The organism is Rhodoferax saidenbachensis (assembly GCF_031457975.1).
Lineage (GTDB): Bacteria > Pseudomonadota > Gammaproteobacteria > Burkholderiales > Burkholderiaceae_C > Allorhodoferax > Allorhodoferax saidenbachensis_A.
On sequence record NZ_JAVDXO010000002.1, the window covers coordinates 573,276 to 597,096 of the forward strand.

24 protein-coding genes are annotated in these 23,821 nt (G+C 62.9%); 14 read left to right on the forward strand and 10 right to left on the reverse strand.

The window, feature by feature from the left end:
* Positions 1 to 18 precede the first annotated feature (18 nt).
* Positions 19 to 1,149 carry a 1-acyl-sn-glycerol-3-phosphate acyltransferase gene (locus tag J2X15_RS06900; RefSeq protein ID WP_310340717.1) on the forward strand — a complete coding sequence of 377 codons (1,131 nt, stop codon included), beginning with the start codon at positions 19 to 21 and terminating at the stop codon, positions 1,147 to 1,149.
* Here the strand turns inward: J2X15_RS06900 and J2X15_RS06905 are convergent.
* The 4 genes from J2X15_RS06905 to J2X15_RS06920 are packed head-to-tail and all read right to left on the reverse strand — an operon-like array spanning position 1,146 to position 4,819.
* Positions 1,146 to 2,018, reverse strand: coding sequence for a class I SAM-dependent methyltransferase (locus J2X15_RS06905; RefSeq protein WP_310340720.1), 873 nt, complete (start codon positions 2,016 to 2,018; stop codon positions 1,146 to 1,148). The genes J2X15_RS06900 and J2X15_RS06905 overlap by 4 nt on opposite strands.
* A 6-nt stretch (positions 2,019 to 2,024) precedes the next feature.
* On the reverse strand, positions 2,025 to 2,807 hold the full coding sequence (locus tag J2X15_RS06910; protein ID WP_310340723.1) for a glycosyltransferase family 2 protein: 783 nt from the start codon (positions 2,805 to 2,807) through the stop codon (positions 2,025 to 2,027).
* Between the two features lie 3 nt (positions 2,808 to 2,810).
* Positions 2,811 to 3,557: a lysophospholipid acyltransferase family protein gene (locus J2X15_RS06915; protein ID WP_310340726.1), complete on the reverse strand. Its 747-nt coding sequence runs from the start codon at positions 3,555 to 3,557 to the stop codon at positions 2,811 to 2,813.
* 8 nt (positions 3,558 to 3,565) lie between these two features.
* Positions 3,566 to 4,819 carry a beta-ketoacyl-[acyl-carrier-protein] synthase family protein gene (locus tag J2X15_RS06920; protein WP_310340729.1) on the reverse strand — a complete coding sequence of 418 codons (1,254 nt, stop codon included), beginning with the start codon at positions 4,817 to 4,819 and terminating at the stop codon, positions 3,566 to 3,568.
* A 190-nt stretch (positions 4,820 to 5,009) separates the two neighbouring features.
* On the opposite strand from J2X15_RS06920, the gene J2X15_RS06925 reads away from it, so the two are divergent.
* The 3 genes from J2X15_RS06925 to J2X15_RS06935 are packed head-to-tail and all read left to right on the forward strand — an operon-like array spanning position 5,010 to position 7,040.
* Positions 5,010 to 5,276, forward strand: a complete 267-nt coding sequence (locus tag J2X15_RS06925; RefSeq protein WP_310340732.1) for an acyl carrier protein — start codon at positions 5,010 to 5,012, stop codon at positions 5,274 to 5,276.
* Between the two features lie 10 nt (positions 5,277 to 5,286).
* Positions 5,287 to 6,549 (forward strand): beta-ketoacyl-[acyl-carrier-protein] synthase family protein, encoded by a 1,263-nt coding sequence (locus J2X15_RS06930; protein WP_310340734.1) that lies wholly within the window; start codon positions 5,287 to 5,289, stop codon positions 6,547 to 6,549.
* A complete protein-coding gene (locus J2X15_RS06935) occupies positions 6,546 to 7,040 on the forward strand; it encodes a 3-hydroxyacyl-ACP dehydratase FabZ family protein (protein WP_310340736.1) in 495 nt (164 codons plus the stop codon). Before J2X15_RS06930 ends, J2X15_RS06935 begins: the two co-directional genes overlap by 4 nt.
* Before the next feature lie 128 nt (positions 7,041 to 7,168).
* Here J2X15_RS06935 and J2X15_RS06940 read toward each other — a convergent pair whose 3' ends face one another.
* Positions 7,169 to 8,431, reverse strand: a complete 1,263-nt coding sequence (locus tag J2X15_RS06940) for a protein kinase domain-containing protein (RefSeq protein ID WP_310340738.1) — start codon at positions 8,429 to 8,431, stop codon at positions 7,169 to 7,171.
* Between the two features lie 153 nt (positions 8,432 to 8,584).
* Between J2X15_RS06940 and J2X15_RS06945 the strand changes: the two genes are divergently transcribed.
* On the forward strand, positions 8,585 to 10,165 hold the full coding sequence (locus J2X15_RS06945) for an EAL domain-containing protein (protein ID WP_310340741.1): 1,581 nt from the start codon (positions 8,585 to 8,587) through the stop codon (positions 10,163 to 10,165).
* Positions 10,166 to 10,177: 12 nt separating this feature from the next.
* On the opposite strand, the gene J2X15_RS06950 is transcribed toward J2X15_RS06945, so the two are convergent.
* Complete coding sequence (locus tag J2X15_RS06950) at positions 10,178 to 11,521, reverse strand: dicarboxylate/amino acid:cation symporter (RefSeq protein WP_310340744.1); 1,344 nt, start codon at positions 11,519 to 11,521, stop codon at positions 10,178 to 10,180.
* Between the two features lie 167 nt (positions 11,522 to 11,688).
* Here J2X15_RS06950 and J2X15_RS06955 point away from each other — a divergent pair, with 167 nt between their 5' ends.
* Positions 11,689 to 12,330, forward strand: a complete 642-nt coding sequence (locus J2X15_RS06955) for an SPOR domain-containing protein (protein ID WP_310340746.1) — start codon at positions 11,689 to 11,691, stop codon at positions 12,328 to 12,330.
* Positions 12,331 to 12,345: 15 nt separating this feature from the next.
* Here J2X15_RS06955 and J2X15_RS06960 read toward each other — a convergent pair whose 3' ends face one another.
* Complete coding sequence (locus J2X15_RS06960; RefSeq protein WP_310340749.1) at positions 12,346 to 13,260, reverse strand: transglutaminase-like domain-containing protein; 915 nt, start codon at positions 13,258 to 13,260, stop codon at positions 12,346 to 12,348.
* 29 nt (positions 13,261 to 13,289) lie between these two features.
* Positions 13,290 to 13,859, reverse strand: a complete 570-nt coding sequence (locus J2X15_RS06965; protein ID WP_310340751.1) for an NADPH-dependent FMN reductase — start codon at positions 13,857 to 13,859, stop codon at positions 13,290 to 13,292.
* 170 nt (positions 13,860 to 14,029) lie between these two features.
* Between J2X15_RS06965 and J2X15_RS06970 the strand changes: the two genes are divergently transcribed.
* Positions 14,030 to 14,977, forward strand: coding sequence for a pseudouridine synthase (locus tag J2X15_RS06970; protein ID WP_310340753.1), 948 nt, complete (start codon positions 14,030 to 14,032; stop codon positions 14,975 to 14,977).
* Positions 14,978 to 14,997: 20 nt separating this feature from the next.
* Positions 14,998 to 16,260 (forward strand): esterase/lipase family protein, encoded by a 1,263-nt coding sequence (locus J2X15_RS06975; RefSeq protein ID WP_310340755.1) that lies wholly within the window; start codon positions 14,998 to 15,000, stop codon positions 16,258 to 16,260.
* On the opposite strand, the gene J2X15_RS06980 is transcribed toward J2X15_RS06975, so the two are convergent.
* On the reverse strand, positions 16,257 to 16,520 hold the full coding sequence (locus J2X15_RS06980; RefSeq protein WP_310340758.1) for a hypothetical protein: 264 nt from the start codon (positions 16,518 to 16,520) through the stop codon (positions 16,257 to 16,259). The two genes, J2X15_RS06975 and J2X15_RS06980, sit on opposite strands and share 4 nt — an antisense overlap.
* A gap of 173 nt (positions 16,521 to 16,693) precedes the next feature.
* Here J2X15_RS06980 and htpG point away from each other — a divergent pair, with 173 nt between their 5' ends.
* The 6 genes from htpG to J2X15_RS07010 all read left to right on the forward strand — a co-directional run bounded on the left by htpG (position 16,694) and on the right by J2X15_RS07010 (position 22,475).
* The gene (gene htpG, locus J2X15_RS06985; protein ID WP_310340761.1) at positions 16,694 to 18,688 is read left to right on the forward strand and encodes a molecular chaperone HtpG; all 1,995 of its coding nucleotides are present in this window, start codon (positions 16,694 to 16,696) and stop codon (positions 18,686 to 18,688) included.
* A 157-nt stretch (positions 18,689 to 18,845) separates the two neighbouring features.
* A complete protein-coding gene (locus tag J2X15_RS06990; RefSeq protein ID WP_310340764.1) occupies positions 18,846 to 19,673 on the forward strand; it encodes an AraC family transcriptional regulator in 828 nt (275 codons plus the stop codon).
* 78 nt (positions 19,674 to 19,751) lie between these two features.
* Positions 19,752 to 20,153 carry a cupin domain-containing protein gene (locus J2X15_RS06995; RefSeq protein WP_310340767.1) on the forward strand — a complete coding sequence of 134 codons (402 nt, stop codon included), beginning with the start codon at positions 19,752 to 19,754 and terminating at the stop codon, positions 20,151 to 20,153.
* A gap of 168 nt (positions 20,154 to 20,321) precedes the next feature.
* Positions 20,322 to 21,362, forward strand: a complete 1,041-nt coding sequence (locus J2X15_RS07000; RefSeq protein WP_310340770.1) for an extracellular catalytic domain type 1 short-chain-length polyhydroxyalkanoate depolymerase — start codon at positions 20,322 to 20,324, stop codon at positions 21,360 to 21,362.
* 20 nt (positions 21,363 to 21,382) lie between these two features.
* On the forward strand, positions 21,383 to 21,826 hold the full coding sequence (locus J2X15_RS07005; RefSeq protein ID WP_310340772.1) for an FKBP-type peptidyl-prolyl cis-trans isomerase: 444 nt from the start codon (positions 21,383 to 21,385) through the stop codon (positions 21,824 to 21,826).
* Between the two features lie 121 nt (positions 21,827 to 21,947).
* Positions 21,948 to 22,475, forward strand: coding sequence for a hypothetical protein (locus tag J2X15_RS07010; RefSeq protein ID WP_310340775.1), 528 nt, complete (start codon positions 21,948 to 21,950; stop codon positions 22,473 to 22,475).
* A 9-nt stretch (positions 22,476 to 22,484) separates the two neighbouring features.
* Here J2X15_RS07010 and J2X15_RS07015 read toward each other — a convergent pair whose 3' ends face one another.
* The gene (locus J2X15_RS07015) at positions 22,485 to 23,804 is read right to left on the reverse strand and encodes a PQQ-dependent sugar dehydrogenase (protein WP_310340778.1); all 1,320 of its coding nucleotides are present in this window, start codon (positions 23,802 to 23,804) and stop codon (positions 22,485 to 22,487) included.
* Positions 23,805 to 23,821 lie beyond the last annotated feature (17 nt).

Here is a 23,821-nt window from a genome sequence, read left to right on the forward strand (position 1 = left end):
GGCAAACCGGTCCACGCATTGAACTCCGCAGGCCAACGCACGCTGGACAGCCCGGCCGAATTCGCCGCCTGTCGCGACCGCTTTCTGGCCAGCCCGCTGGCCGACACGGTGCTGCGCTGGAACTTTCCCAACGTCAGCCGCGGGACCATCGAGCAGCAGGCACAGGGCCTGCACAGCACCGAAGAATTCCAGACCACTTATGTCAACCCGGCGCTGCAGCGGATTCTGGGCCAGACCTCACAGGGTCTGAGCATTTCCGGATTGAACCAGTTGCCGGTCGACCGCAAATTCCTGTTCGTATCCAACCACCGCTGCATCATCACCGATGCCGCGCTGGTCGCGCTGAACCTGCTGGCCAGCGGCCGGGGCACCTGCAAGGTCTGCGTTGGCGACAACCTGATGACCGTGCCCGGCGTCACCGAACTGATGCTGCTGCTCAACGGCGTAAGCATCAAGCGCAGCGGTTCGCGCCGCGACGTCTACTCCAGCGCCCAAAAAGTGGCGGCCTATCTGGCACGCCAAATTACCGAGCAGCGCTACTCGGTCTGGCTGTCGCAAAGCCCGGGACGCACCAAGGACGGCAACGACCACACCGACCCGGCCATCATCAAGATGCTGAGTCTGCATGCGGCCCGTTCGCCCGCCAATTTTGACAAGCTGCACATCGTGCCAGTCGCGATCTCCTACGAGTTCGAACCCTGCGCCGTGCAAAAGGTTCACGAAACGCTGCTGCGCCGCCAGCACGGAAGCTACCAAAAACAGGCTGGCGAAGACATCGCGCAGATCCGCGACAGCCTGGTTGCCGACAAGGGCCATATTCACCTGGCGTTTGGCCAGCAACTGCGCCTGGACGGCGCTGCGGGCGATGATGTGGTGCAAGAAGTGGTGGACAAGATCGATGCGCAAATCTGGCGCAACTACCACGTCTGGAACAGCAACCAGATCGCCCACGCGCTACTGACCCAAGGTCAACCTGACCTTGCTACACCCTATGCGCAAGGTTTTATTCGCAAGCTGGAGCAGCAGATTGCTGAGCTCACTTCAATCGGCCTGAACCGCGCGGTTGTGCGCGAAGCGCTGCTGCGCTTGTACGCGCAGCCCGTATTCAACGCGCACAAAACTGAAGTGGCTGAGGCCGTGGCGCCTTAGCCCTTCAGCACGCAGCACAGCGGGTAGCCCCCCATCCGGAACCAGTTGGCCAGATTGTGAAAGTTATGCTGCTGCGGGGCCGACAAATAGGCCAACCCCGCCTTGGCCCGCTGCAGTGTGGCGGCATCCAGCGGGCGCTGGAAAGCACTGCGCAACACCACCATGAAGGGCGCCAACACCGTCGCATAGGGCCGCATGCCAGGCTCCAGCTTGGCCGCCGCCGCAGACAATTCCTGCACGCTGAACGCGGCTCGCAGGGAGTTGAAATAGTCCTCGGTGAATTGCACCGATTCATGCAGGTCGTCGGCGAAGAAGCGCTGCGTACTGCGCAGCTTGAAGCGGCCAAAGTCCACCAGGTAGAAACGCCCCTCTGGCTTCAGCACCCGGCGGATCTCATGCATCGTTGCATGCAACGCTGTCACATCCGGAAGATGGTGCAGCGACATGGTGCAAGTCACGCAATCGAAGCTAGCATCCGCCAGACCACTCAAAAGCGTGATGTCACCCAACTGCAATTCGACATTGCGGGTGTTAGTCCGCTGCAGTCCGCTTTGCGCGTGCTGCAGCATGCTGGGTGACGCATCAATGCCGACGAACTGCATGTCGGGGTTCAGTCGCGCCATCTGGATCAGCTGATTGGCCGGCCCACAGGCCAGGTCCAGCACCCGGTCGCCGGGCTGCAGCACGCTGCTGATCTGCAGCGCGTTGTACAGGTACAAAAAAGCCAACACCCCGTCCTGTTCGCCGGCCAGCGCAAAGGCCTGGGTCTGGGCTTCACTTTCCATGACCAAGTCTGGCTCCGGCTCGCGCGGCTGGCTGCCCCAATAGAACCGCTCCCGCAACAGGTGCATCATGACGACGGCGGACATGGATCTCTATGCTCCTCTAGCGTTGCTGCGACCCAGTTTTCCGGCGATCAACACCGGCAGGCGCAAGACGAAACCGACCATCAGGCGAAAGTGCATCCAGCTCAGCAGCAGGTTGTCACGCCGGTAGTTGAAGTGGGACACACCCCCCTCGTGGGCCTGCAGGTACTTTACCGGCGCGGGCAGGTTGATGGGCGGCACGCCGCGCCAGCACAGCCGCACCGCGGCCTCGGGGTCGAAATCAAAACGCCGCATCCAGCGCTGGCTCTGCATCACCGCGCGCAGTGGCTCCACCGGATAGACCCGAAAGCCATACAGCGAATCGCCAATACCAGCCCACAGGGTTTCCAGATTGGCCCACCAGTTGGATATCTTGCGGCCCTTGACACGCAGCGCTGGCGCGCTGGCATCGAACACCGGCACGCCCAGCACCATCGCCGCCGGCGTCGCCTGCGAACACTGCATAAAGCTGGGGATCAGGTGTGCCGGATGCTGGCCGTCGGAGTCCATGCACAGCGCATGCGTGAAGCCCTGTTGCGCGGCCCGGTCCAGCCCATGCAGCACCGCCGCACCCTTGCCCTGGTTGTGTGGGAGCGCTATCACCCGCAGGCCGGCGTCTTGCGCAGCCATGTCCTGCAACACCGCGGTGGTGCCGTCAGTGCTGCCGTCGACCACGACCCAAACCGGATTCCATTGGGCGCGGGCTTGGGTCACGGTTTCGTAGACCTTGGCCCCGGAGTTGTAGCTGGGGATCAGCACCAAGTGGCTGGAGGAAGGTAGTGGCGTGGACATGGCTTATTGGTTGCTGGAGAGCGGCTTGATTTCACTCTGAAAATAGGCCTGCAGCGTCTGCGTCAAGACCTTGGGGTTGGTCGGTGGATCAAAGCGCTGGCCGAGCCGGATGCGAAACTGCATTGGCATCTCGGGGCGTTTGAGCCAGGGCCAATTTTTTCCCAAAAAATAACTGTCCTGTTCGATGATGATGGTCTGGATCGCAATCCCGGAGCGATACGACACATAGGCAGCACCGATCTGCAATTCGCCCAGCGGCATCGGGTCGCTGCGCGTACCCTCGGGAAACAGCAGCAACTGGCTACCGCGCTGCAGTTCACCGACCGCCAAGTTGACAGACTCAAGAAACTGGTCGTTGCGGATGTAGCCAGCCAGCCGGGCGCCGGCGCCCCACAGCGGATTGCGCATCAGCGAGGCCTTGAAAATGCAAGTCATATTTGGTAGCCGCGATAAGACCATCAGCGCGTCCAGCAAGCCCGGGTGGTTCACCGCCAGGATCAACGGTCCGGTGCCGCGCAGCGCGTCCAGCGCGGTGATGTCAAAGCGGCCCAGGCCGATCACGCGCAGCAGCCAGATGTAGGCGCGAAAACCCAGCGTCGCCATCCAGCGGCCCAGCCACATTCCGCGCCGCTTGGGGAGCACCAGGCCCAGCGGAAACGCCAGCGCGGTCCACAACAAACAGCCCACGCCCAGCACTAGCAGTGCAAAGCGCAGGCGGATGGCACAAGACAGGTGATAAAGGGTTTGCATCACAGGCTTTAGGCGGCGACCTTGAACGCCAACACGGCATTGCTGCCACCAAACGCAAACGAGTTGCTCAGCGCCGCCTGCAGCGGCATACCGCGCAGCGCGCCGCCAGTCACGTGGTGCACCCCGGTGCAATCATCGGCTACCTGGTTCAAGTGGGCAGTGGGCGGGATTGCTTGCCGAACCAGCGCCAGCACGGTGATCACCGCTTCCATCGCGCCGACTGCGCCCAGCGAGTGGCCATGCATGGACTTGGTGGCGCTGACCGGCAAGTGCTCTGCGTAGTTGCCAAACACCTGCTTCAATGCACTGATTTCAATCGTATCGCCTTCTGGCGTGGCGGTGCCGTGGGCATTCACATAGCCCACCTCTGCTGGCGTCAGTTCGGCCTCGCGCAGCGCCGCTGCCATTGCGCGGGCCTGGCCTTGCGCATCGGGCCGCACCAGGTGCGTGTGGTCGCAGCTTTGGCCAAAACCGGCCAACTCGCAGTAAATGCGGGCACCACGTTGTTCTGCATGGGCCCAGTCCTCCAGCACCAGCGCTGCCGCACCTTCGCCCAGCACCAGGCCGCTGCGGCCTTGCTGAAACGGCTGGCAAGCGCGATACGCAGTCTGTTCGTCGGCGCTGGCCACCACGCGCAGCGCTTCCCAGGCGCGCATGATGGTGAACGCCAGCGGCGCCTCGGAGCCACCAGCCACGACCAGCGAAGACTCACCGCGCTGAATCCGGCGGTACGCCTCGCCAATCGAAATCGTGGAAGATGCGCAGGCCACGGAATAGGTCGTGCAGGCGCCGCCCAGGTTGAGCGCCATTGCGATGTGGGAGGCAGCGGCATTGTTCATTGCCATGGGCACCGACAGCGGTGAGACCCTTTTCTTACCGCGCAGCAAGATGTCGCCATAGCCCTTTTCGTAGGTCAACATGCCGCCTACGCCGGTACCCCAGGAAACACCATAGTCGTCAGCGCCGCCGCCGTCGCGGGCCAGATTCGCATCGTCCCAGGCCGACAACGCCGCCGCAACACCGAGCTGGCTGTAACGGTCCGCCACATGGCTCATGGCCCGACCTATGCTTTTCTCGGCATCGAATTGTGTGCACACCACGGCCGGTTGCGCCAGTGCAAACGGGGAAGTGGGGTGGTGGTAGAGCCGGACCGCCGATTCGCCCGCCAGAATCCGGGTGAAGAAATCCTCGGTATCGCCGCCAAAGGGGCTCACCATTCCAATGCCGGTGACAGCGACTCTTCGACCAGGCACCTTGCTCATGAATTGCTGCGGACTCAATCTAATAATTACGAACTCCGGCGCGGCACTAAACAAGCCGGTTACGGCCCTGCGGACAAGCGACGGGGGCGTTGGATTCTAATCCACGCAAATGCGCTACAGCCCAGCCGCCAGGCCTTGCCAACACTGGGTTCCGATACAATCCGGCTCCACTGTCACACTGGCAAAAAGCATGTTAATCGATCAAATCAAAAAGTATTTAGTGGAGACTGCGGGCACCGATCCGCAGAAATTTGAAAACCCGGATTTGAAAGTTTCTGATCTGGATCTGGACTCGTTGGGTTTGGTCGAAATGCTGTTTGAAGTCGAAGATAAATACGGCTTCCAGATTCCGGACCCCATGATTTTTCTGCCCATGTCCTTTTCCGAAATGGTGGCGGCCATCGAAGCCATGGTGCAAGAACAAACGCAAACCCCGTCCCCGACGCCCACGAACTAATCCACTTCCTGTGAATACGGTTGTTGTCACTGGCTCCGGGATCATTTGTGCGCTGGGGGCCGACAAGGCCAGCAGCTTTGCGGCCGCCCTGCAGGCGCGCAGTGGAATAGGCGCCCGCCCGGCAGATATCGCCGCCTGGTTGCCACAAATTGTGGTCGCCCAGGCCAGCGTGGAGCCGCAAACACTGCTGGGTCCTGCTGACCAGGGACTGGACCGCGCTACCCAATTTGCCATCGTGGCCACCGCACAGGCTGTGGCCGAGGCCGGATTTAGCACCGAAGGCAGCGACTCGCGGCGCATTGGCGTGTTCGTCGGCATCGGCTTTGGCGGCGCCCAAACCACCGACAGCCTGTACACGCGTTTTTACAAGACGCTGTCCGACCCCAGCCTGAAGCACAAAGACCCCACGGTGATGCACCCACTGACCGTGCCACGCATCATGGCCAATGCGGCAGCCGCCGCGATCACCATGCGCTACGGCCTGCATGGCCCCAGCAACACCTACGCAGTGGCCTGCGCCTCGTCGGCCATTGCCATCGGCGAGGCGTACCGCGCAATACGCCATGGCTATCTGGACGCGGCTCTGGTGGTCGGCGCCGAGGCCATGCTCAACCCCGGCGTGATGATGGGCTGGAACGCATTGCGCGTGATGGCCAAGCCGGACGCCAACGACCCAAGCCGCAGTTGCCGCCCGTTTTCCAGTGATCGCAATGGCTTTGTGATTGGCGAAGGGGCCGCAGCCTTGGTGCTGGAAAGCGCTGCCCGCAGCAACCAGCGCGGCGCGAAAGTGCTGGCCGAGTTGGCCGGCTACGGCTGCAGCAGCGACGCCCAGCATCTGACCGCGCCCAGTGCCAGCGGCCAGGCCTATGCGATGCAGCAGGCGCTGCACGAGGCCAATCTGGCGCCCGAACAAATCCAATACGTCAATGCCCACGGCACAGCAACCGATGCAGGAGACGTGACAGAAACACAGTCCATCCAGATGGCTTTTGGCAGCGCCGCGAAGCAAGTCGCCATCAGCTCCACCAAGTCCATGCACGGGCATCTGATTGGTGCGGCCGGGGCACTTGAACTGGCACTGAGCATAGAGGCGATGAACAGTGGCTCGTTGCCACCGACGGCGCACTTGGAGAAGCCCGATCCGCGTTGTGATCTGGACTACATTCCGCTGCAGGCGCGCCACGGCTGCCATATTGAGGCGGTGATGTCGAATTCATTTGCGTTCGGCGGCAGCAATGTGTCCTTGATCGCGCGCCGGTTTGTTGCTGCATGAGGCTGCCCATTCCTGAATTTCCGTTCACCCTGGATCGCCAGGCGATTGAAAGCTTGCTGCCCCATCGAGGGCCCATATTTGCCTGCAGGCAGTTGATTGCACGCGGCCCGCGTACCTATTCGGCCACAGCGCACTGGGCGCTGGACAATGCCCTGATACAGGGGCATTTTCCTGGCTACCCGCTGGTGCCCGGAGTGATGCTGATTGAATCGGTGACTCAACTTGCCGGTGCCGGGCTATTGAGCGCCGACGCCTACGTGCAATCCCTGTCCGGCGATCGCATCGGCATATTGGCGTCAGTGCGACGGTGCTCGTTCAAACGCCCGGTGCTGCCTGAACAGGACGTCAACTTCGAAATTACCTGCCGTCAGATCGGTGATGCCGCAGTGCAGATCAATGCCCAGGCCTTGGTAGAAGGCCTTGAAGTGGCCCAACTGGAAACACTCATGGTCTACGCTGACCGCTCCCAATTTTCCGTATCCATGAGATAGGCCAGAACCGTGCTGGCGCACTGCGACCACTCCAACGGGAGTGAAACAATGGTCGTCTAGGGGTTTCACTGGGATTTAGAGCTGCAGCCCTTATGTGGATTGCGCCAGCAGCTGCCAATTCAATAGCATTACACCGACTTGGCCCCATGCGCCAAAGACTTGGCCTCCATCAGCCGGATGACCGTAGGCCAGCCACTGGCGATGAAGTCGGCCAGGGCCTGGGCGCTGGGGAAGCGCTGGGTGGGATCCTTGTGCATCATCTTGTCCAGCAGCAGCTGGAACTCGGCAAACTTGGGTTCGAAGCGCGGGATGGGGGCGTGCACATGCTTGTACAGCAGCGCCTCCATGTGGTCGGCCACATAGGGGCGCTTGCCGGTCACCATCTCGAAGAAGATGGCACCCAGGCTATAGATGTCGCTGGTCGGGCTGACCGGGCGGCCGCTGGCCTGCTCGGGGCTCAGGTAATAGGGCGAGCCGACGATGTCGCCCTGCTGCGTTTTCTCCAGCTCATCGCCCATGTGCTTGGCCACGCCAAAGTCGATCAGCGCCACGCTGCCGTCGGCGCGAAGCATCAGGTTGTCGGGCTTCACGTCGCGGTGCACGATGCCCAGCGCGTGGATTTGCGACAGCGCAAACGCCACCTGCAGCGCGATGGATAGCGCCTCAAACGGCGACAGCCCGGCGGCAATGCGGCGCTTGATGTCGCCATGGGCAAAGTACTCCATGGTGATGAAGGCGTGCTCGTCGGTAAAGCCGTGGTCAAAAATGCGCGCCACGTTGGGGTGGTTGATCTGCTCCAGCAGCGCGTATTCCTGAATGAAGCGCTGCAGCAGCATGGCGTCCTGGTGCTGGCGCGTGTCCAGCAGCTTCAGCGCCACCTCCAGGCCATCGGCCTCGCGCACGGCCAGCAACACCTCCGACATGCCGCCAGCCCCCAGCGTGCGCAGCACCTTGTAGCCCTTGATGGGCGCTGGCCCCGCCGAATGGGTGGGGTCGGGCGCATTGGGGTTGGTTTTTTCCAGCGCCTGCACGCGCTTGATGCGGGCGTGCACAGCCTCCAGCACTTCGTCGCGCGTGAAGGGCTTGCCCAGGTAGTCGTCAGCGCCCAGGTTCATGCCGCGGCGGCGGTCGGCGCGGTCAGAGCGTGCGGTCAAAAAGATAAAGGGAATGGCCGCGGTTTGCGGGTCGGCGCGCAGGGCTTCCAGAAAGCCGTAGCCGTCCAACTCGGGCATCATCACATCAGACAGGATCAGGTCGGGCATCTCCTGGCGCGCCAGGGCCAGGCCCATTTCGCCATTGGCGGCTTCAATCAGCTCAAAGCCTTCCATGCGCAGCAGCATGACCAGATTGCCGCGGATGCCGACCTCGTCTTCCACCACAAGGATCTTCAAACCTGCACCTCACAAAGGGGGAATGGGTTAACTATATCGCTTGCACATGCCATCCGCATGTCCAGATGCGGCCAAACTGGTGACCACCGGTTTGCGAAAGACAACGTGAACTTAGAATCCAAAAGCTTCAAGACCAGACCGGAGAGGCACCGCATGCGATCTACCAAGCTGAGACTCGCCGCCTGGTATGGCGCTGGTCTGGTGGCGGTCATGCTGCCGATCGCGGTCGCCATCTTGCTGGCTGAGTACAAGAGCCTGGAGCATCAGCGGGAGCGGGCAAGCTCAATTGCGACCGAGATTCTTAGCCATGCCCACAAGGTCACCGACCAGCTCCAAGTGGTGTTCAAGGAGCTGAGCGCAGCCCCGACAGGCGACCCGTGCTCCGAGCGCAACCTGAATCTGATGCGCAAGCTGGTGATTCAGTCGAATCTGCTGATCGATGTGGGCTACATCGAGAACGAGCATATGGTTTGCTCCTCGTTTGGGCGCAACGGGTATGCCATCGGGCCGCCAAGCTACGTCAGTACGGGCGGCTACAACATGTGGACCCAGGTGGAGCACCCGCTGCTAGCGGGGTCACACCTGCTCATCACCTCGGACCCAAAAACGGGATTTTTCGCGCTGATTCACGAAGGGACCGTGCTGGACGTCGCCCCCGACGATGGCAAGCTGAGCTACGGCGTGCTCGCAGTGGGGCGCAAGAAAGAGCTTTTTCAAAAAGGCCTGTTCGACCAAGCTTGGCTCAAGACCATCGGGAAAGCCTACGAGACCAGCTTCTTCGATGGCTCCCGCGTGGTCGCTTGGAAACGTTCTGATCGGTTCGACTATGCCGCGTATGTGGCGATTCCCGGCAGCGAGATTGACGACGACTGGAAGCGCGTGCTTTGGTTCATGCTGCCTATTGCCATTGGCACCGCAATCGTTCTGGCCTTTGTGGTCACCCAACTGGTGCGTTTGCAGGGGGCGATACCCGCGGCCCTCCGCTACGCCTTGAAGCACAAAGAGTTGTTCCTCGTATACCAGCCCGTGGTAGACCTGCGCTCCGGCACCTGGGTGGGGGTAGAAGCGCTGCTGCGCTGGCAAAAATCCAGCGGAGAATTCGTCAGCCCAGATATCTTCATCCCCGTGGCAGAGCGCTACCACCTGATCGAGCAAGTAACCGAGCAGGTGATTGCGCTGGTGGAAGCCGACGCGGCCGAGTTGCTACGCGCCTACCCGGATTTTCATGTGGCGCTGAATTTGTCGGCCCAGGATTTTTGCAATCCTGCCATCAGCGAGCGCCTGCGTGCGGCGGCGGCCAAAATGCGGGTGCATCCGCGCTGCCTGCATGTGGAGGCCACAGAACGCGTTTTTCTGCATGCGGAGCAAACGCGCAAGGCCGTGGAAACCTTGCGCATGCAAGGGCACTCGGTGTCTATCGACGACTTCGGTACGGGCTACTCCAGCCTGTCCTACCTGACCGAGCTGGAACTGGATTGCCTGAAGATCGATAAGTGCTTTGTGGGCACCATTGGCCAGCAGGCGGTCACCAGCCATGTGATCGCACACATCATCGAAATGGCCAAGTCACTCGGGTTGCAGATGATTGCAGAGGGCATTGAGACCCAGGAGCAGGCCGACTATCTGCGGGCCCATGGGGTGCAGTTTGGCCAGGGCTGGCTGTATGCCAAGCCCATGGGCATGGCACAACTGGCCCAAGAACTCGCGCGCCAAAGGCAGCCTGAGGCAGGCTAGCGCCCTGGCGGATCAGCCCTTGGCAGACACGGCCATGTGGTCCACGCGCTGGTCCAGGATGGCTTCTGGGTCTTGGGCTTCTTGCGCGGTGGGGTGGTTCAGGCCCGCATGTAGGCGCCGCATGTCCAGGTCGCCCGTCCACTTGGCCACCACCAAGGTGGCCACGCCGTTGCCCACCAGGTTGGTCAGCGCACGCGCTTCGGACATGAAGCGGTCAATGCCCAGAATCAGCGCCAGGCCTGCCACGGGCACGCCCCCCACAGCCGACAGGGTGGCCGCCAAGACAATGAAGCCACTGCCGGTGATACCTGCCGCGCCCTTGGAGGTGAGCAGCAGCACCGCCAGCAGGGTGATCTGCTGGGTCAGCGTCATGGGCGTGTCGGTGGCCTGGGCGATGAACATGGCCGCCATGGTGAGGTAGATCGAGGTGCCATCCAGATTGAACGAATAGCCGGTGGGAATGACCAGGCCCACCACCGATTTGCGGGCGCCCAGGTTCTCCAGCTTTTCCATCATGCGGGGCAGCACCGATTCGCTGGACGAGGTGCCCAGCACGATGAGCAGCTCTTCCTTGATGTAGCGCACAAACTTGAACACGCTGAAGCCGTGCAGCTTGGCCACGATGCCCAGCACGCCAAAGATGAAGAACAGGCAGGTCAGGTAGAAAGCGCCCATGAGCTTGCCCAGCGAGAACAGCGAGTCCACACCGTACTTGCCGATGGTGAAGGCCATGGCACCAAAGGCACCGATGGGCGCTACCTTCATGATGATGCCCACGATGTCGAACAGCACGTGCGAGGTCTTCTCGATGAAGTCAAACACCATGGTGCCGCGGCCACCAAACCGGTGCAGCGCAAAGCCAAACAACACCGAGAACAGCAGCACCTGCAGGATCTCGCCCTTGGCAAACGCGTCGATCACGGAGGTAGGAATCACGTTCAGTAAAAAGTCCACCGTGCCCTGCATCTTGCCGGGGCCGGTGTAGGCGGCGATGCCTTTGGTGTCCAGCGTGGTCGGGTCCACATGCATGCCCGCGCCGGGCTGCAACAGGTTCACCACCACCAGGCCAATGATGAGCGCCAGCGTGGATACCACCTCAAAATACAGCAGGGCCAGGCCACCGGTCTTGCCGACCTTCTTCATGTCTTCCATGCCGGCAATGCCGATCACCACGGTGCAGAAGATGATGGGCGCGATGATCATCTTGATCAGCTTGATAAAGCCGTCGCCCAGCGGCTTCATGTCAGCCCCGATCTGGGGATAGAAATGGCCCAACAGCACGCCCACGGTGACCGCAAACAGCACCTGGGCGTAGAGGGATTTGTAGAGGGGTTTGCGCGCAGCAGTCTTGGACATGGCCGGGGCCTTTGGAAGGGGGTGGAGGAGTCGATCAGGGAAGGCCCGAACGATACGGTTTGGGGGCTGCGCAGCCAACTGTGGCGTTCATCAGTAGGGTTAACCCTAGGCGCCCTGGGCTTGCGCTACATTTTGCGTATCCGCCTTTTCCAGAAAGCAGCTGCCCCATGCACCCTCTGTTGACCTCTTTGAACAGCACCCAGCGCGTACGCAACGGCCTGCTGGCCCTGGCCTGTGCGGCGCTGCTGTCGGGTTGCTCGATCTGGCCCAAATCGTGGACGCTCTTTTCCGACCCCGAACCGGCACAAGCCAGCACCCCGGCCGAGACTGATGCCAGCAAGACCCAAGTGGCACCGCCCCAGTTTGTGGAGACCGCGCCGCAGGAGGCGCGCCAAGAGGTGGTGGTGAACCCCGTGGTGGTGCCCGCGCAAACCGAGACAACCCCGGTGGCGGCCATGGCCCCGGCATCGCCGCCGCCTGCGCCCACTGCCGCTGCGGCAGCGCCTGCCAAGGCCACCAAAGGTGTAAAAGGGGCCAAGGGCGCCAAGGCCGTCAAAACCGCCCCCGCGGGTGGTCTGGAGCATGCCTTCTATATCAATGTGGGCCTGTTTGCCGTACCCAGCAACGCCAGCAACGCATCGCAAAAGCTGGCGGACGCGCAGTTGCCCGTGTTCACCCAAGACCTGCAAACCAAAAAGGGCAAGCTGACCCGCGTGCGCGTGGGCCCATTCAGCAACCGCGCCCTGGCCGAGACTGCGGCCACCAAAATCCACGCCATGCAGCTGGACGCCATCGTCTTCGAACACTGAGCCACACTGATTAGCTCATAAGCTGGGCAACACTTCGTCAGCCCAGACGGTGAAGCGCTGCAGCGTGTTGGGGCCAAAGGTGTTGGCCAGTGCCACATCGCAGGCATCGCGGCCACGCGCCATGAGCACGCGCCCGACGCGGGGCGTGTTGTTGCGCGCATCGAAGGTGTACCAATCTCCGCCCAGATAGGCTTCAAACCAGGCGGCAAAGTCCATCGGCCCGGGAACGACCGGGCTGCGGATGTCACCCAAATACCCGGTGCAGTAGCGCGCGGGAATGTTCATGCAGCGGCACAGCGCAATGGCCAGGTGGGCGTAGTCGCGGCACACGCCCTGGCCTTCGCGGTAGGCCTCCAGCGCGGTGCGGGTGCGCCGCGCGTGGTGGTAACCAAACTCGATGTGCTGGTGGACAAAGTCGCAAATGGCCTGCACGCGCGCCCAGCCCGTGGGGCCATTGCCAAACTGCAGCCAGGCCATGTCGGACAGCTGGTCGGTCTCGCAATAGCGGCTGCCCAGCAAGTACATCAGCACCGCCTCGGGCAACTGCTCCACCGGCAGCTGCTGAACCGCAGGTAGCACGACGTCAGGCAGGCCGGTGTCGTGCACCAGGGCGTCGGTGCGCAGCACCAGCCGCCCCTGCGGCGCGATGATGCGGCTGCACCAGTTGCCAAACGCGTCGCGGTAGGTGTCCACCGCCACGGGGGGCTCGGTCTGCAGCAGGTCGGGAATGAGCAAGTCATTGGCACGCGTGTAGTGGATGCTGAGGGCCAGCAGCATGGGCGTGGGCGCGGGGCAGAGGTACTCGATCTCGAAGCCCACGCGAACTTGCAGCCCCCCGCCCCTGAGGCCTGGCAGTGGCGGCGGGATGGGCAAGGCGGCCAGCGCATCGCGCGCCGGGGAATAGGTGTCAATGTCCAGAGAGAGCAGCATGGGGAACCTCCTGCGGCGGTTGAAGATGGCTATGCGTTGGCGGCTTGATCGCCGGCTTGTTTCTTCACCCACGCAACGTAGCGGTCCATCCAGTCCTGCATGAACTCCAGGCTGGTGTGGCCGATCTTGCCGTCCGCATCAAAGAAGTCGTCCTTGGCGTGCAGAAAAGCCTCGGGCTGGCCCATGGTGGGCACATCCAGGTAGGCCAGGATATTGCGCAGGTGCTGCTGGGCCAGCGCCGTGCCGATGGCCCCAACGGACACCCCCAAGATGCCAGCGGGCTTGCCCTCCCACGCGCTGTGGCCGTAGGGGCGCGAGGCATGGTCAATCGCGTTTTTCAGCACGCCGGGGATGGAGCGGTTGTACTCGGGCGTGACAAACAGCAGTGCGCTGGCGCTTTTGATGTCGTCCTTGAGCCGCTTGACGGAAGCGGCCTGGTTGCCATCGTCGTCCTGGTTGTAGAGCGGCAAGTCGTCCAGGGCCAGCTGCTGGAACGTAAATTCAGGGGGCGCCAGCAGGGCCACGGCGCTGGCCAGCTTGCGGTTGAAAGAGTCACGGCGAAGACTGCCCACCAACACTGCGATCCGATAGAGGCTCATGCGTTTTCTCCCAAAAGAGCCCATGCTGCCTGCCCCACCACCAATCCACCGTTCGCAAGCGCACACAGCCGCAACGAAGACCGCCCAGCTGCCGGGCCGGCAATTTGTGCAACAAACTGGCACCCAGCCCCGTAAAATATGCGCAAGCAGCTCCTAAAAACATAGCACCCATGACCGACTCTAAACCGCCCGTCCCCACCTTCCGCCGCGCCGCGCCACCCCCTGCGCGCGCCGCTATTCCCGCTGGGCAGGCCAACACCGCCGCCCAGGGCGCCAATGGCACGGTGCGCCTGAACAAGCGCATGGCCGAGCTGGGCATGGCCTCACGCCGCGAGGCCGACGAATGGATTGGCAAAGGCTGGGTGAAGGTAAACGGCAAGGTGGCCGAGATGGGCATGCAGGTGCTGCCCAATGTGCGCATCGAAATCGACAAACAGGCCCAGGGCCAGCAGGCCAACCAGGTCACCATCCTCCTGAACAAGCCCATCGGCGTGGTCAGCGGCCAGGCCGAAGACGGGCACGAGCCCGCCATCACGCTCATCCAGCCGCAAAACCGCTGGGCCGACGACAATGCCCGCTTTTTCTTCCACGGCAGCCAGCTCAAGAGCTTGGTGCCCGCCGGGCGCCTGGACATCGATTCCACCGGCCTCTTGGTGCTGACGCAGGACGGCCGCGTGGCGCGCCAGCTGATTGGCGAAGACTCGGTGATGGAGAAGGAATATTTGGTGCGTGTGGTCTACACCGGCGTGGCCAACAGCGCGGCGGCCAACTCGCCCGCCGCCACGTACGGCGGCAAGGTGCAGCAGCTCAGCCGCATTGACGATGACGACCCGGTGAGCGCCGATGTGCAGAGCGTGTTTCCGCCCGAAAAACTCAAGCTGCTGCGCCACGGCCTGCGCCTGGACGACCAGGCCCTGAAGCCGGCCAAGGTGGAGTGGCAAAACCCCGAGCAGCTGCGCTTTGTCCTGACCGAAGGCAAGAAGCGCCAGATCCGCCGCATGTGCGAGCTGGTGGGCCTGCGCGTGGTCGGCCTCAAACGCGTGCGTGTGGGCAAGGTCATGCTGGGCAACCTGCCCGTGGGCCAGTGGCGCTACCTGCAGCCGCACGAAAAGTTCTAACGTCTTTCAATAAGGCCTCCATGCCCCTGCCCCCGCGGCCCAAGGCCCTGCAGCACTTTCGCGCATCCGACCTGCGTGGCGTGGTGCAACTGGCCACCCAGGCCACCCGTGGCGTGGCCCGCATGGCCGAGGGGGTGCACCAGTCGGTCTGGGGCAGCATGGGCGTGCCCGGCGGCAAGACCACCGGCACCACACGCGGCCTGACCGGCCTGGTCTACCAAACCGTGCAGGGCGTGACCCAGCTGGTGGGCAGCGGCGCCGAAGCCATCCTGGGCCGGCTGCAGCCGCTGCTGGACGCAGCCGATGCCGAGGCACCAGACACTCCGCAGCGTGAAGCCGTGCTGGCCGCCCTGAACGGCGTGCTGGGTGACCGCCTGGCCGCCAGCGGCAACCCGCTGGCCACCCGCCTGCAGCTGCGCCACGCGGGCCAGCGCCTGGACTGGACCAAGCTGTCTACCCAGCCCGCAGCCGCCACCGTAGGCGGCAAGCTGCTCATCATCCTCCACGGCCTGTGCATGAACGACCTGCAGTGGACCCACACCACTGCCACCGGCGAGGTGCGCAACCACGCCGCCGCCCTGGCCGCGCTGGGCTACACCCCGGTCTACGTGCGCTACAACTCCGGCCTGCACACCTCGGACAACGGCGCGGCGCTGGCGACGGAGCTGGACCAACTGGTCGCCCGCTGGCCCGTGCCCGTGACCGAGATCACCGTGCTGGCGCACAGCATGGGCGGGCTGCTCACGCGCAGCGCGGTGCAGCAGACGGGACCCTCAACGCCCTGGCGTAAAGTCTTGAAGAACATCGTCTTTCTGGGCACGCCGCACCACGGCGCACCGCTGGAACGGGCGGGCAACTGGGTGGATGTGATTCTGGGCGCCACGCCCTACTCGCGCCCCTTTGCCAAGCTAGGCCAACTACGCAGCGCCGGCATCACCGACCTGCGCTATGGCTTTGTCAGCCCGCAGGACTGGCAGGGCCGCAACCGGTTTCAAAAGGGGCCGGACCGCCGGGCGCCCGTGCCGCTGCCCGAAGGCGTGGCCAGCTACACGGTGGCCGCCACCACCGCCACCAAGCGCGGCGCCCTGGCCGACCGGCTGCTGGGCGATGGCCTGGTACCGCTGCGCAGCGCGCTGGGCCTGCATGACGAGGCGAAACGCACGCTGGTGTTTGCCAAGTCCAACCAGTGCATTGCCCACCAAATGAACCACATGGAACTGCTGCACCGACCCGAGGTGACCGCGCAGCTGATGGCCTGGCTGGCGCCGGGCACGTCTATTTAGCGCTTGTCGGGTAGCGGTTCGCCGTCCAGGCCCGCGGGCTGGGTGGGTTCGTAGCCATGGGGCGGGGGCGTTCCCGCAGCCTGCCCCTCTTCCAGCAAGCCCCCCACACTAGCCTCCCACAGACCCCAGGCGGTGTCGGTGTCGCTCTCGGTTACGTCGGGCACGGGCAAGGGGTCCAGCAAGCCGTCAAAGGGCTTGGGGGCCGCGGAGGGGGTGGCCGCCCGCTTGTCAGGGGGCGGCGTGGTCTGGTCCGGTTTCATGGTCTTTGTTTCTTCCCTGCATGCTTTTTTTGGCAATGTAGCGCTAACGCCCGCGCGGGGGAAGGGGCCTGGCTTGAAAAAGTGCGGCCTCGCCCATAATTGCGGGTTGCCCGCGCCACAGGCACCGCCTGACAGGCGCGCGAACCGTTTTATTGAGACTCAGAGACCTATCTATGACCAAGCAAACCATGAATTTCCAGGCCGAAGTGGCGCAGTTGCTGCACCTGGTGACCCACTCGCTGTACTCCAACAAAGAGATTTTCCTGCGCGAGCTGATCTCCAACGCGTCCGACGCCTGCGACAAGCTGCGCTTTGAGGCCATCAACAACAGTGGCCTGTACGAGAACGACTCCGAGCTGAAGGTCAAGGTCACCTTCGACAAGGACGCCAAGACGCTGACCATTACCGACAACGGCATTGGCCTCTCCCAACAGGAAGCCATCGACAACCTGGGAACCATTGCCAAGAGCGGTACCAAGGACTTTGTGAGCAAGTTGACCGGCGATCAGAAGGCCGACAGCAACCTCATCGGCCAGTTTGGCGTGGGCTTTTACTCCGGCTTTATCGTGGCCGACAAGATCACGGTCGAATCGCGCCGTGCAGGTTTGCCCGCCGACCAGGCGGTGCGCTGGGTCAGCGACGGCGGCGCCAGCGGTGGCGGCGCGTTTGAGGTTGAAAGCATCACCCGTGAAGCGCGCGGCACCAGCGTGATCCTGCACCTGCGCGACGACGCGCAGGATTACGCCCAGGCCTGGAAGGTCAAGGGCATCATCAACAAGTACTCCGACCACATCAGCCTGCCCATCCAGATGGAAAAGGAAGAGTGGAAAGACGGCGAGCTGATCAACCCGTCCGACGAAAACGGCGGCCGCCAGCCCGGCGCCATGGTCAAGACCGGCGAGTGGGAAACCGTCAACAAGGCCAACGCCATCTGGTCGCGCGCCAAGAAGGACATCACCCAAGAGCAATACGACGACTTCTACAAGCAGATCAGCCACGACTTTGAGGCACCCCTGGCCCACACCCACAACCGCGTGGAAGGCAGCACCGAGTACACGCAGCTGCTGTACATCCCCGGCAAGGCGCCTGTGGACCTGTACAACCGCGACCACAAGGCCGGCCTCAAGCTGTATGTGAAACGTGTGTTCATCATGGACGACGCCGAAGCCCTGCTGCCGAGCTATCTGCGCTTTGTGAAGGGGGTGGTTGACTCTGCCGACCTGCCCCTGAACGTGAGCCGCGAACTGCTGCAGGAAAGCCGCGACGTGAAAGCCATTCGCGACGGCAACACCAAGCGCGTGCTGTCCATGCTCGAAACACTGGCCAAGAACGACAAGCTGCCCGAGGCGGGCGCTGATGGTGTCACCGACGTGGTCAGCGCCGAAGAGAAGGCAGAACAGGAAGCCAACGTCGGCAAGTACAGCAAGTTCTACGCAGAGTTCGGCGCCGTGCTGAAAGAAGGCCTGGGCGAAGACTTTGCCAACAAGGACCGCCTGTCCAAGCTGTTGCGCTTTGCCTCCAGCACCACCGACAGCGTGAGCGTGTCGCTGGCCGACTACAAGGCGCGCATGAAAGAAGGCCAGGAGGCCATTTACTACATCACTGCCGACACCCTGGCCGCCGCCAAGAACAGCCCGCAGCTCGAAGTGTTCAAGAAAAAGGGCATCGAAGTGCTCTTGATGACGGACCGCGTGGACGAGTGGGCGCTGAACTACCTGCATGACTTTGATGGCACGCCCCTGCAGTCCGTCGCCAAGGGCGCGGTCGATCTGGGCAAGCTGCAGGATGAAGCCGAGAAGAAAGCGGCTGAAGAGGCCGCCGAAGCCTTCAAGCCCCTGCTGGCCAAGCTGAAGGAAGCGCTGAAGGACAAGGCCGACGACGTGCGCGTGACCACCCGCCTGGTCGACAGCCCCGCCTGCCTGGTGGTGCAAGACCACGGCATGAGCACCCAGTTGGCCCGCATGCTCAAGCAAGCCGGTCAGCAAGCGCCCGAAGTGAAGCCCGTGCTGGAAGTGAACGCCGAACACGCGCTGGTGAAAAAGCTGGACGGCTCGGTCCACTTCAACGACCTGGCCCACATCCTGTTTGACCAGGCCCTGCTGGCCGAAGGCGGACTGCCTGCCGACCCGGCTGCGTATGTGAAACGGGTGAATGCCTTGTTGGTGTGATGCAAGAGGGGGTTAGAAGCCAAATTGGCCTCTAGCCCCCGTGAAATATGCGCGAGTAGCTACTGAATTGGTAGCATCTGACGCAAAAAAAGCCCCGCCGTTGCAAAACAGGCGGGGCTTTTGCATGATGTAGCCCGACATACCCATCCCCCTCCCAATGGCTAGTAGCAACAAGCTCACTGACTGGATTCATCGCGCACCGCACGCCAGCAAGGTGGAGCGCATTGAGGCGTTCATCGCGGGCCACGGCTACGACCTGCATCGCCACGACACCTACGCCATAGGAAGCACGCTCTCGGGCGTCCAGAGCTTCCAGTACCGGGGGGAAGAACGCCACAGCCTGCCAGGTGGAACCATGGTGTTGCACCCCGACGAGCCCCACGACGGGCAGGCTGGCACGGCCGATGGTTTTCGCTATCGCATGGTGTATGTGGAACCTGCGTTGATCCAACAGATTCTGGGCGGCAAGCCATTGCCGTTTGTCAAAAATGGAATCTCCTCCGACCCCAGGCTTTACGCGGCGACGCGCACCCTGCTGCAGGGTATGGACGGTCCGATGGACAGCCTGGAAGAGCAAGATGCGATGTTCGATCTGGCCCACGCGTTGAACGCAGTGTCTGGCACCACGGATAACCATCAGACATTCGACTACCAGGCGGCAGAGAAGGCCAGAGAGTTCATGCACGCAGGACTGGACCAAGCCATCACCCTGGACGCATTGGCAGAGCAGAGCGGGCGGGATCGCTGGAGTCTGTCACGCGACTTCCGGCTGCTTTTTGGAACCAGCCCCTACCGCTATCTGACCATGCGCCGTCTGGATCTGGTACGGGCCTTGCTGCTCCAAGGCCAATCGTTGGTCGGCGCGGCACTCAACGCCGGATTTACCGACCAAAGCCATATGACCCGGCACTTCAGCAAAACCTATGGCCTGTCTCCGTCGCGTTGGCTGAAATTGCAACGCATCGGCCCGGCCATCGCAGCTTGACGTCCGCACAAACGTACAAGAATTTTGCGTCCCTGCTAGGTATGTTTGGTGGTCTCCAACAACCAGCACGACCACACCATGCACACGCAGCAAACGCCAACAGCCCCCGCCCAAAAGACCTACCAAAGCATTAACTTTGCGGAAAAATTCGGTCTATTCAACGAGCATTGGCTGCCTAAAGTCATCGCCGAGATGAACGACTACCAGTTCAAACTGGCAAAACTCCAGGGCGACTTTATTTGGCACAGCCACGTGGATACCGATGAAACGTTTGTGATCCTGGAGGGACGCCTTCGTCTGGATTTCCGTGACGGCCACGTCTATGTGTCGCAGGGCGAAATGTATGTGGTTCCCAAGGGCGTCGAACACAAACCCTTTGCGGAGACCGAAGTCAAGCTTCTGCAGATTGAACCCCGAGGCGTGGTGAATACAGGGCAAGAGGGCGGGGAGCGCACCGCACTCAACGATGTATGGATTTGAACTAGTCAAAGCGCATAGGCCATTTGGCGTGCCGTTATCGCCCGCCTGTGTGCGGCAACACACCCAAAAAAGTAGCGGCCTCGCATACCGTGAAGGCCATGCGGGTGATGCAGCGTGGCCGCATTGTCCTGGGATCTTTTTCTGCACGGACTGCGACGCACACCACCTATGGCCAAACGATGGATGAAGAGCTTTTTTACCAAGGCCATGCAGCGCCAAGTGGGGGCGTTGACGCGCAATGCGCTGCGGGCAGGCAAGAAAGCGAGCCAGCTGGCCACCAAGGTACCGACCAGAAAAAGAAAGCGAAAATCCGCAGTCCCAGCAACAAACCACTGGCGCACCGGGATTGCGGCAAGCCCTGGCGGGCTGCGGCGCTACCACCTCTTTCACCCCACAGGAAAGCTGCCGTCCAGCCGAATCCCTTTGGTGGTGATGCTGCATGGCTGCGGGCAGGACGCCCGCAGCTTTGCCACCAGCACCCACATGAACCGCCTGGCTGCCTCGGCGGGCTTTATGGTTCTGTACCCCGAGCAAGACCGGGTTGCCAATGTCCAGGGCTGCTGGAATTGGTTTGACACCCGCTCTGGCCGCGCGTTACGAGAAGCCACCAGCATCTTGTCGGTGGTCGATCACATCTGCGCCACCTACCCAGTCGATGCACGTCGCGTTGTGGTCGCCGGCATGTCGGCGGGGGCCAGCATGGCCGCGCTGATAGCGTTGCACCACCCCGAGCGCTTTCTTGCAGTGGCCATGCACTCTGGCATAGGGCCGGGCATGGCAGAGTCCACCGCAACGGCACTGACAGCAATGCGCGGCCGGATTCCCAAAAGCGCCACTTCACTGCACGCCCCTGCAACGCCATTGCCCGCGCTCCTGGTGATTCAGGGCAACCGCGACACTGTGGTCGCACCGTCCAATGGAGCTCTGGCAGCGCAGCGCTGGGCGGCAACTGTGGGTGCGAAAGCTGTAGCGCCAAGAACGGTGCAGCGTGGCACGCGCTATGCGGTGACGCTGTATGAATGGAAAGTGGGCCGACGCGCGTTTGCCACCTTGGCAGAGGTGGCGGGCTTGGGCCACGCGTGGAGCGGGGGTGCCGCAACGCAAGCCTTCTCTGACCCTGCAGGGCCCGATGCCTCGCGCATGGTGTGGGCGTTTGCGCAGCGTGAACACACGCTGCGCGGTGCAGCACGCACAATGCAGGCTGGATGAACTTTTCAACACTGCCTGACATGAACACCTTTTTGCGACACACCGGCCTGGCTTTGGTCCTGGCCACCAGCACCCTCACCTGGGCCCAAAACGCCACCACGGCTGCCGCCGCCAAAGAAGACGGCGCCGTGGTCAGCAGCACCGGGCTGGTGTACCGCTCGCTGAAGGACGGCAGCGGTGCCAGCCCCAGCGCCACCGACAAGGTGAAAGTGCACTACCGCGGCACCTTCCCCGATGGTCGCGAGTTCGACAGCTCGTACAAGCGTGGCGAGCCGATCGAGTTTCCGCTGAACGGCGTGATCAAGTGCTGGACCGAAGGCGTGCAGCGCATGAAGGTGGGCGGCAAGGCCAAGCTGACCTGCCCACCGCAAATCGCCTACGGCGAGCGCGGTGCGGGCGGCGTAGTGCCTCCCAATGCGACGCTGGTGTTTGAGGTGGAACTGCTGGGCATCAACGGCAAGTAAGCCGCACGCACCCTGCGTGGTGCGGCGCACCGACACGGCGCCTCCCACCCTTCCAGAATGGGTCGGACTCCACGGGCAAGTGCCTGCCGGGGCCGGCCCATTTTTTGATTGGAGTGCCCCCATGAACACAACTGCCCACCCTGGCGCGGACCACCGGGTGTCCGCCCTCTACACCACCCGGGAAGAAGCGATGCGCGTGCAGGCCCGCCTGGTCGGCCTGGGGTTTTCTGCAGACCGCATCGAGATACTGCAAGACATGCCCACGCCGTCCGCAACGGAGGGCAGCGACGAAATTCTCAAACACATGGTGGTGGACGGCGCCATTGGCACGGCCGTGGGAACCGGCGTGGGTGCCGTGGGAACCGCTCTGCTGTGGGCCGCCAACATCACCCTGTTTATAGCCAGCCCGCTGATTGCACCGCTGGCCATGCTGGGCTGGTTTGCCAGCGTGGGCGGCATTGTGGGTGCGGTGGCCGGCGCCGCCAGCAAGGAGGGGCGTTTTTCAGAACTGGTGATGGATGCCATCAAGTCCGGCAGCGTAGTGCTGGTGGTGCATACCCAGGGCGAGGCAGAACGGGCCAAGGCCGCGGACGAAATCAGCCAATCGCTGGTGGGCCAAGGCCAGGCCGCTCTGTCGCAGCCCGCATAAGCCGCGCGCTCAGTGGGGCCCTGCGGCCCGGCTGACGCGCCACACCACGTTGCCCACATCGTCAGCCACCAGGAGCGCACCACGAGTATCCAGTGCCACGCCCACCGGGCGCCCGCGCGCATGGCCGTCGTCGGTCAGAAAGCCCGTCAGCACATCTTGCGGCGGGCCGGATGGCACGCCCTTGTCAAAGGGCACAAAGATCACCTTGTAGCCGCTGTGCGGGCGGCGGTTCCAGGAGCCGTGCTGGCCAATGAACATGCCCTGCACAAACCCCGCTGCCAACTGGTTGCCCTGGGCCGATGCCAAGCCCAGGGACGCGGTGTGGGGGCCCAGCGCGTAGTCTGGCAGGCGGGCACTGGCCACCAGGTCCGGGCGCGGTGGCCTGACCCGGCTGTCCACACGGCCGTAGTAGCTGTAGGGCCAGCCATAAAAGGCACCGTCGTCCACCTGCGTCAGGTAGTCGGGTACCAGGTCGCTGCCAATTTCATCGCGCTCATTCACCACCGTCCACAGCGCACCAGATGTCGGCTCCCAGGCCATGCCATTGGGGTTGCGTAGCCCGGAGGCAAACACGCGGTGCGCACCGCCCGGCAGATCCACTATCCAAATGGCAGCGCGCCCGGTCTCCACCTCCATGCCGCTCTCGGCCACATTGCTGTTGGAACCCACCGTCACGAACAGACGCTGGCCGTTGGCGCTGGGGATAAGGTTCTTGGTCCAGTGGTGGTTGATGGGGCCTGCGGGCAGATCCACCAGTTTTTCTCCAGGCACGGTGATCTGCAGGTCGCCAGGCGCATAGGGAAAGCGCAGCACCGCATCGGTGTTGGCCACGTACAGGGTGTTGCCCACCAGCGCCATGCCAAACGGCGAGTGCAACGCGTCTATAAAGACGGTACGGGTATCGGCCACGCCATCGCCGTCGGTGTCGCGCAGCAGGGTGATGCGGTTGGCGCTGGGCACTCCAGCCCCGGCACGGCGCATCACCAGCCCCATGATCTTCTCGCGCAGCGTGGGGCTGGCATCGGGCTTGGCGGGTGCATTGCTCTCGGCCACCAGCACATCACCGTTGGGCAGCACATACAGCCAGCGCGGATGGTCCAGCCCGCTGGCAAACGCCTGCACCTGGGTGCCCGCTACAGGCTCGGGCATTTGCCCCGGCGCCCAGCCCACTGCCAGTGCGGTGTTCACGGTGGGTATTAGCGTAGGGGTGGGTGGCGGCAGTGTGGGGTGGGGCCCGGTTCCGGCAGACACCGGCAACGTGGCGGTCTCTCCGCACGCGACCAAGGCAGCACCCACAACACACGCCAAGGCGACCAGGGCGCAGCGCATGGCGGCAGGTCTGGTGT

Bases quoted from the DNA above. Each gene is read 5' to 3' on its own strand.
- J2X15_RS06935 (WP_310340736.1), top strand. From the start codon at position 6,546: ATGAGGCTGCCCATTCCTGAATTTCCGTTCACCCTGGATCGCCAGGCG.
- J2X15_RS06975 (WP_310340755.1), top strand. From the start codon at position 14,998: ATGCCCCTGCCCCCGCGGCCCAAGGCCCTGCAGCACTTTCGCGCATCC.
- J2X15_RS07005 (WP_310340772.1), top strand. From the start codon at position 21,383: ATGAACACCTTTTTGCGACACACCGGCCTGGCTTTGGTCCTGGCCACC.
- J2X15_RS06915 (WP_310340726.1), bottom strand. From the start codon at position 3,557: ATGCAAACCCTTTATCACCTGTCTTGTGCCATCCGCCTGCGCTTTGCA.
- J2X15_RS06945 (WP_310340741.1), top strand. From the start codon at position 8,585: ATGCGATCTACCAAGCTGAGACTCGCCGCCTGGTATGGCGCTGGTCTG.
- J2X15_RS06970 (WP_310340753.1), top strand. From the start codon at position 14,030: ATGACCGACTCTAAACCGCCCGTCCCCACCTTCCGCCGCGCCGCGCCA.
- J2X15_RS06995 (WP_310340767.1), top strand. From the start codon at position 19,752: ATGCACACGCAGCAAACGCCAACAGCCCCCGCCCAAAAGACCTACCAA.
- J2X15_RS06955 (WP_310340746.1), top strand. From the start codon at position 11,689: ATGCACCCTCTGTTGACCTCTTTGAACAGCACCCAGCGCGTACGCAAC.
- J2X15_RS06905 (WP_310340720.1), bottom strand. From the start codon at position 2,018: ATGTCCGCCGTCGTCATGATGCACCTGTTGCGGGAGCGGTTCTATTGG.
- J2X15_RS06950 (WP_310340744.1), bottom strand. From the start codon at position 11,521: ATGTCCAAGACTGCTGCGCGCAAACCCCTCTACAAATCCCTCTACGCC.
- J2X15_RS06910 (WP_310340723.1), bottom strand. From the start codon at position 2,807: ATGTCCACGCCACTACCTTCCTCCAGCCACTTGGTGCTGATCCCCAGC.
- J2X15_RS07010 (WP_310340775.1), top strand. From the start codon at position 21,948: ATGAACACAACTGCCCACCCTGGCGCGGACCACCGGGTGTCCGCCCTC.
- J2X15_RS06965 (WP_310340751.1), bottom strand. From the start codon at position 13,859: ATGAGCCTCTATCGGATCGCAGTGTTGGTGGGCAGTCTTCGCCGTGAC.
- J2X15_RS06980 (WP_310340758.1), bottom strand. From the start codon at position 16,520: ATGAAACCGGACCAGACCACGCCGCCCCCTGACAAGCGGGCGGCCACC.
- J2X15_RS07000 (WP_310340770.1), top strand. From the start codon at position 20,322: ATGGCCAAACGATGGATGAAGAGCTTTTTTACCAAGGCCATGCAGCGC.
- J2X15_RS06990 (WP_310340764.1), top strand. From the start codon at position 18,846: ATGGCTAGTAGCAACAAGCTCACTGACTGGATTCATCGCGCACCGCAC.
- J2X15_RS07015 (WP_310340778.1), bottom strand. From the start codon at position 23,804: ATGCGCTGCGCCCTGGTCGCCTTGGCGTGTGTTGTGGGTGCTGCCTTG.
- J2X15_RS06925 (WP_310340732.1), top strand. From the start codon at position 5,010: ATGTTAATCGATCAAATCAAAAAGTATTTAGTGGAGACTGCGGGCACC.
- J2X15_RS06920 (WP_310340729.1), bottom strand. From the start codon at position 4,819: ATGAGCAAGGTGCCTGGTCGAAGAGTCGCTGTCACCGGCATTGGAATG.
- J2X15_RS06960 (WP_310340749.1), bottom strand. From the start codon at position 13,260: ATGCTGCTCTCTCTGGACATTGACACCTATTCCCCGGCGCGCGATGCG.
- htpG (WP_310340761.1), top strand. From the start codon at position 16,694: ATGACCAAGCAAACCATGAATTTCCAGGCCGAAGTGGCGCAGTTGCTG.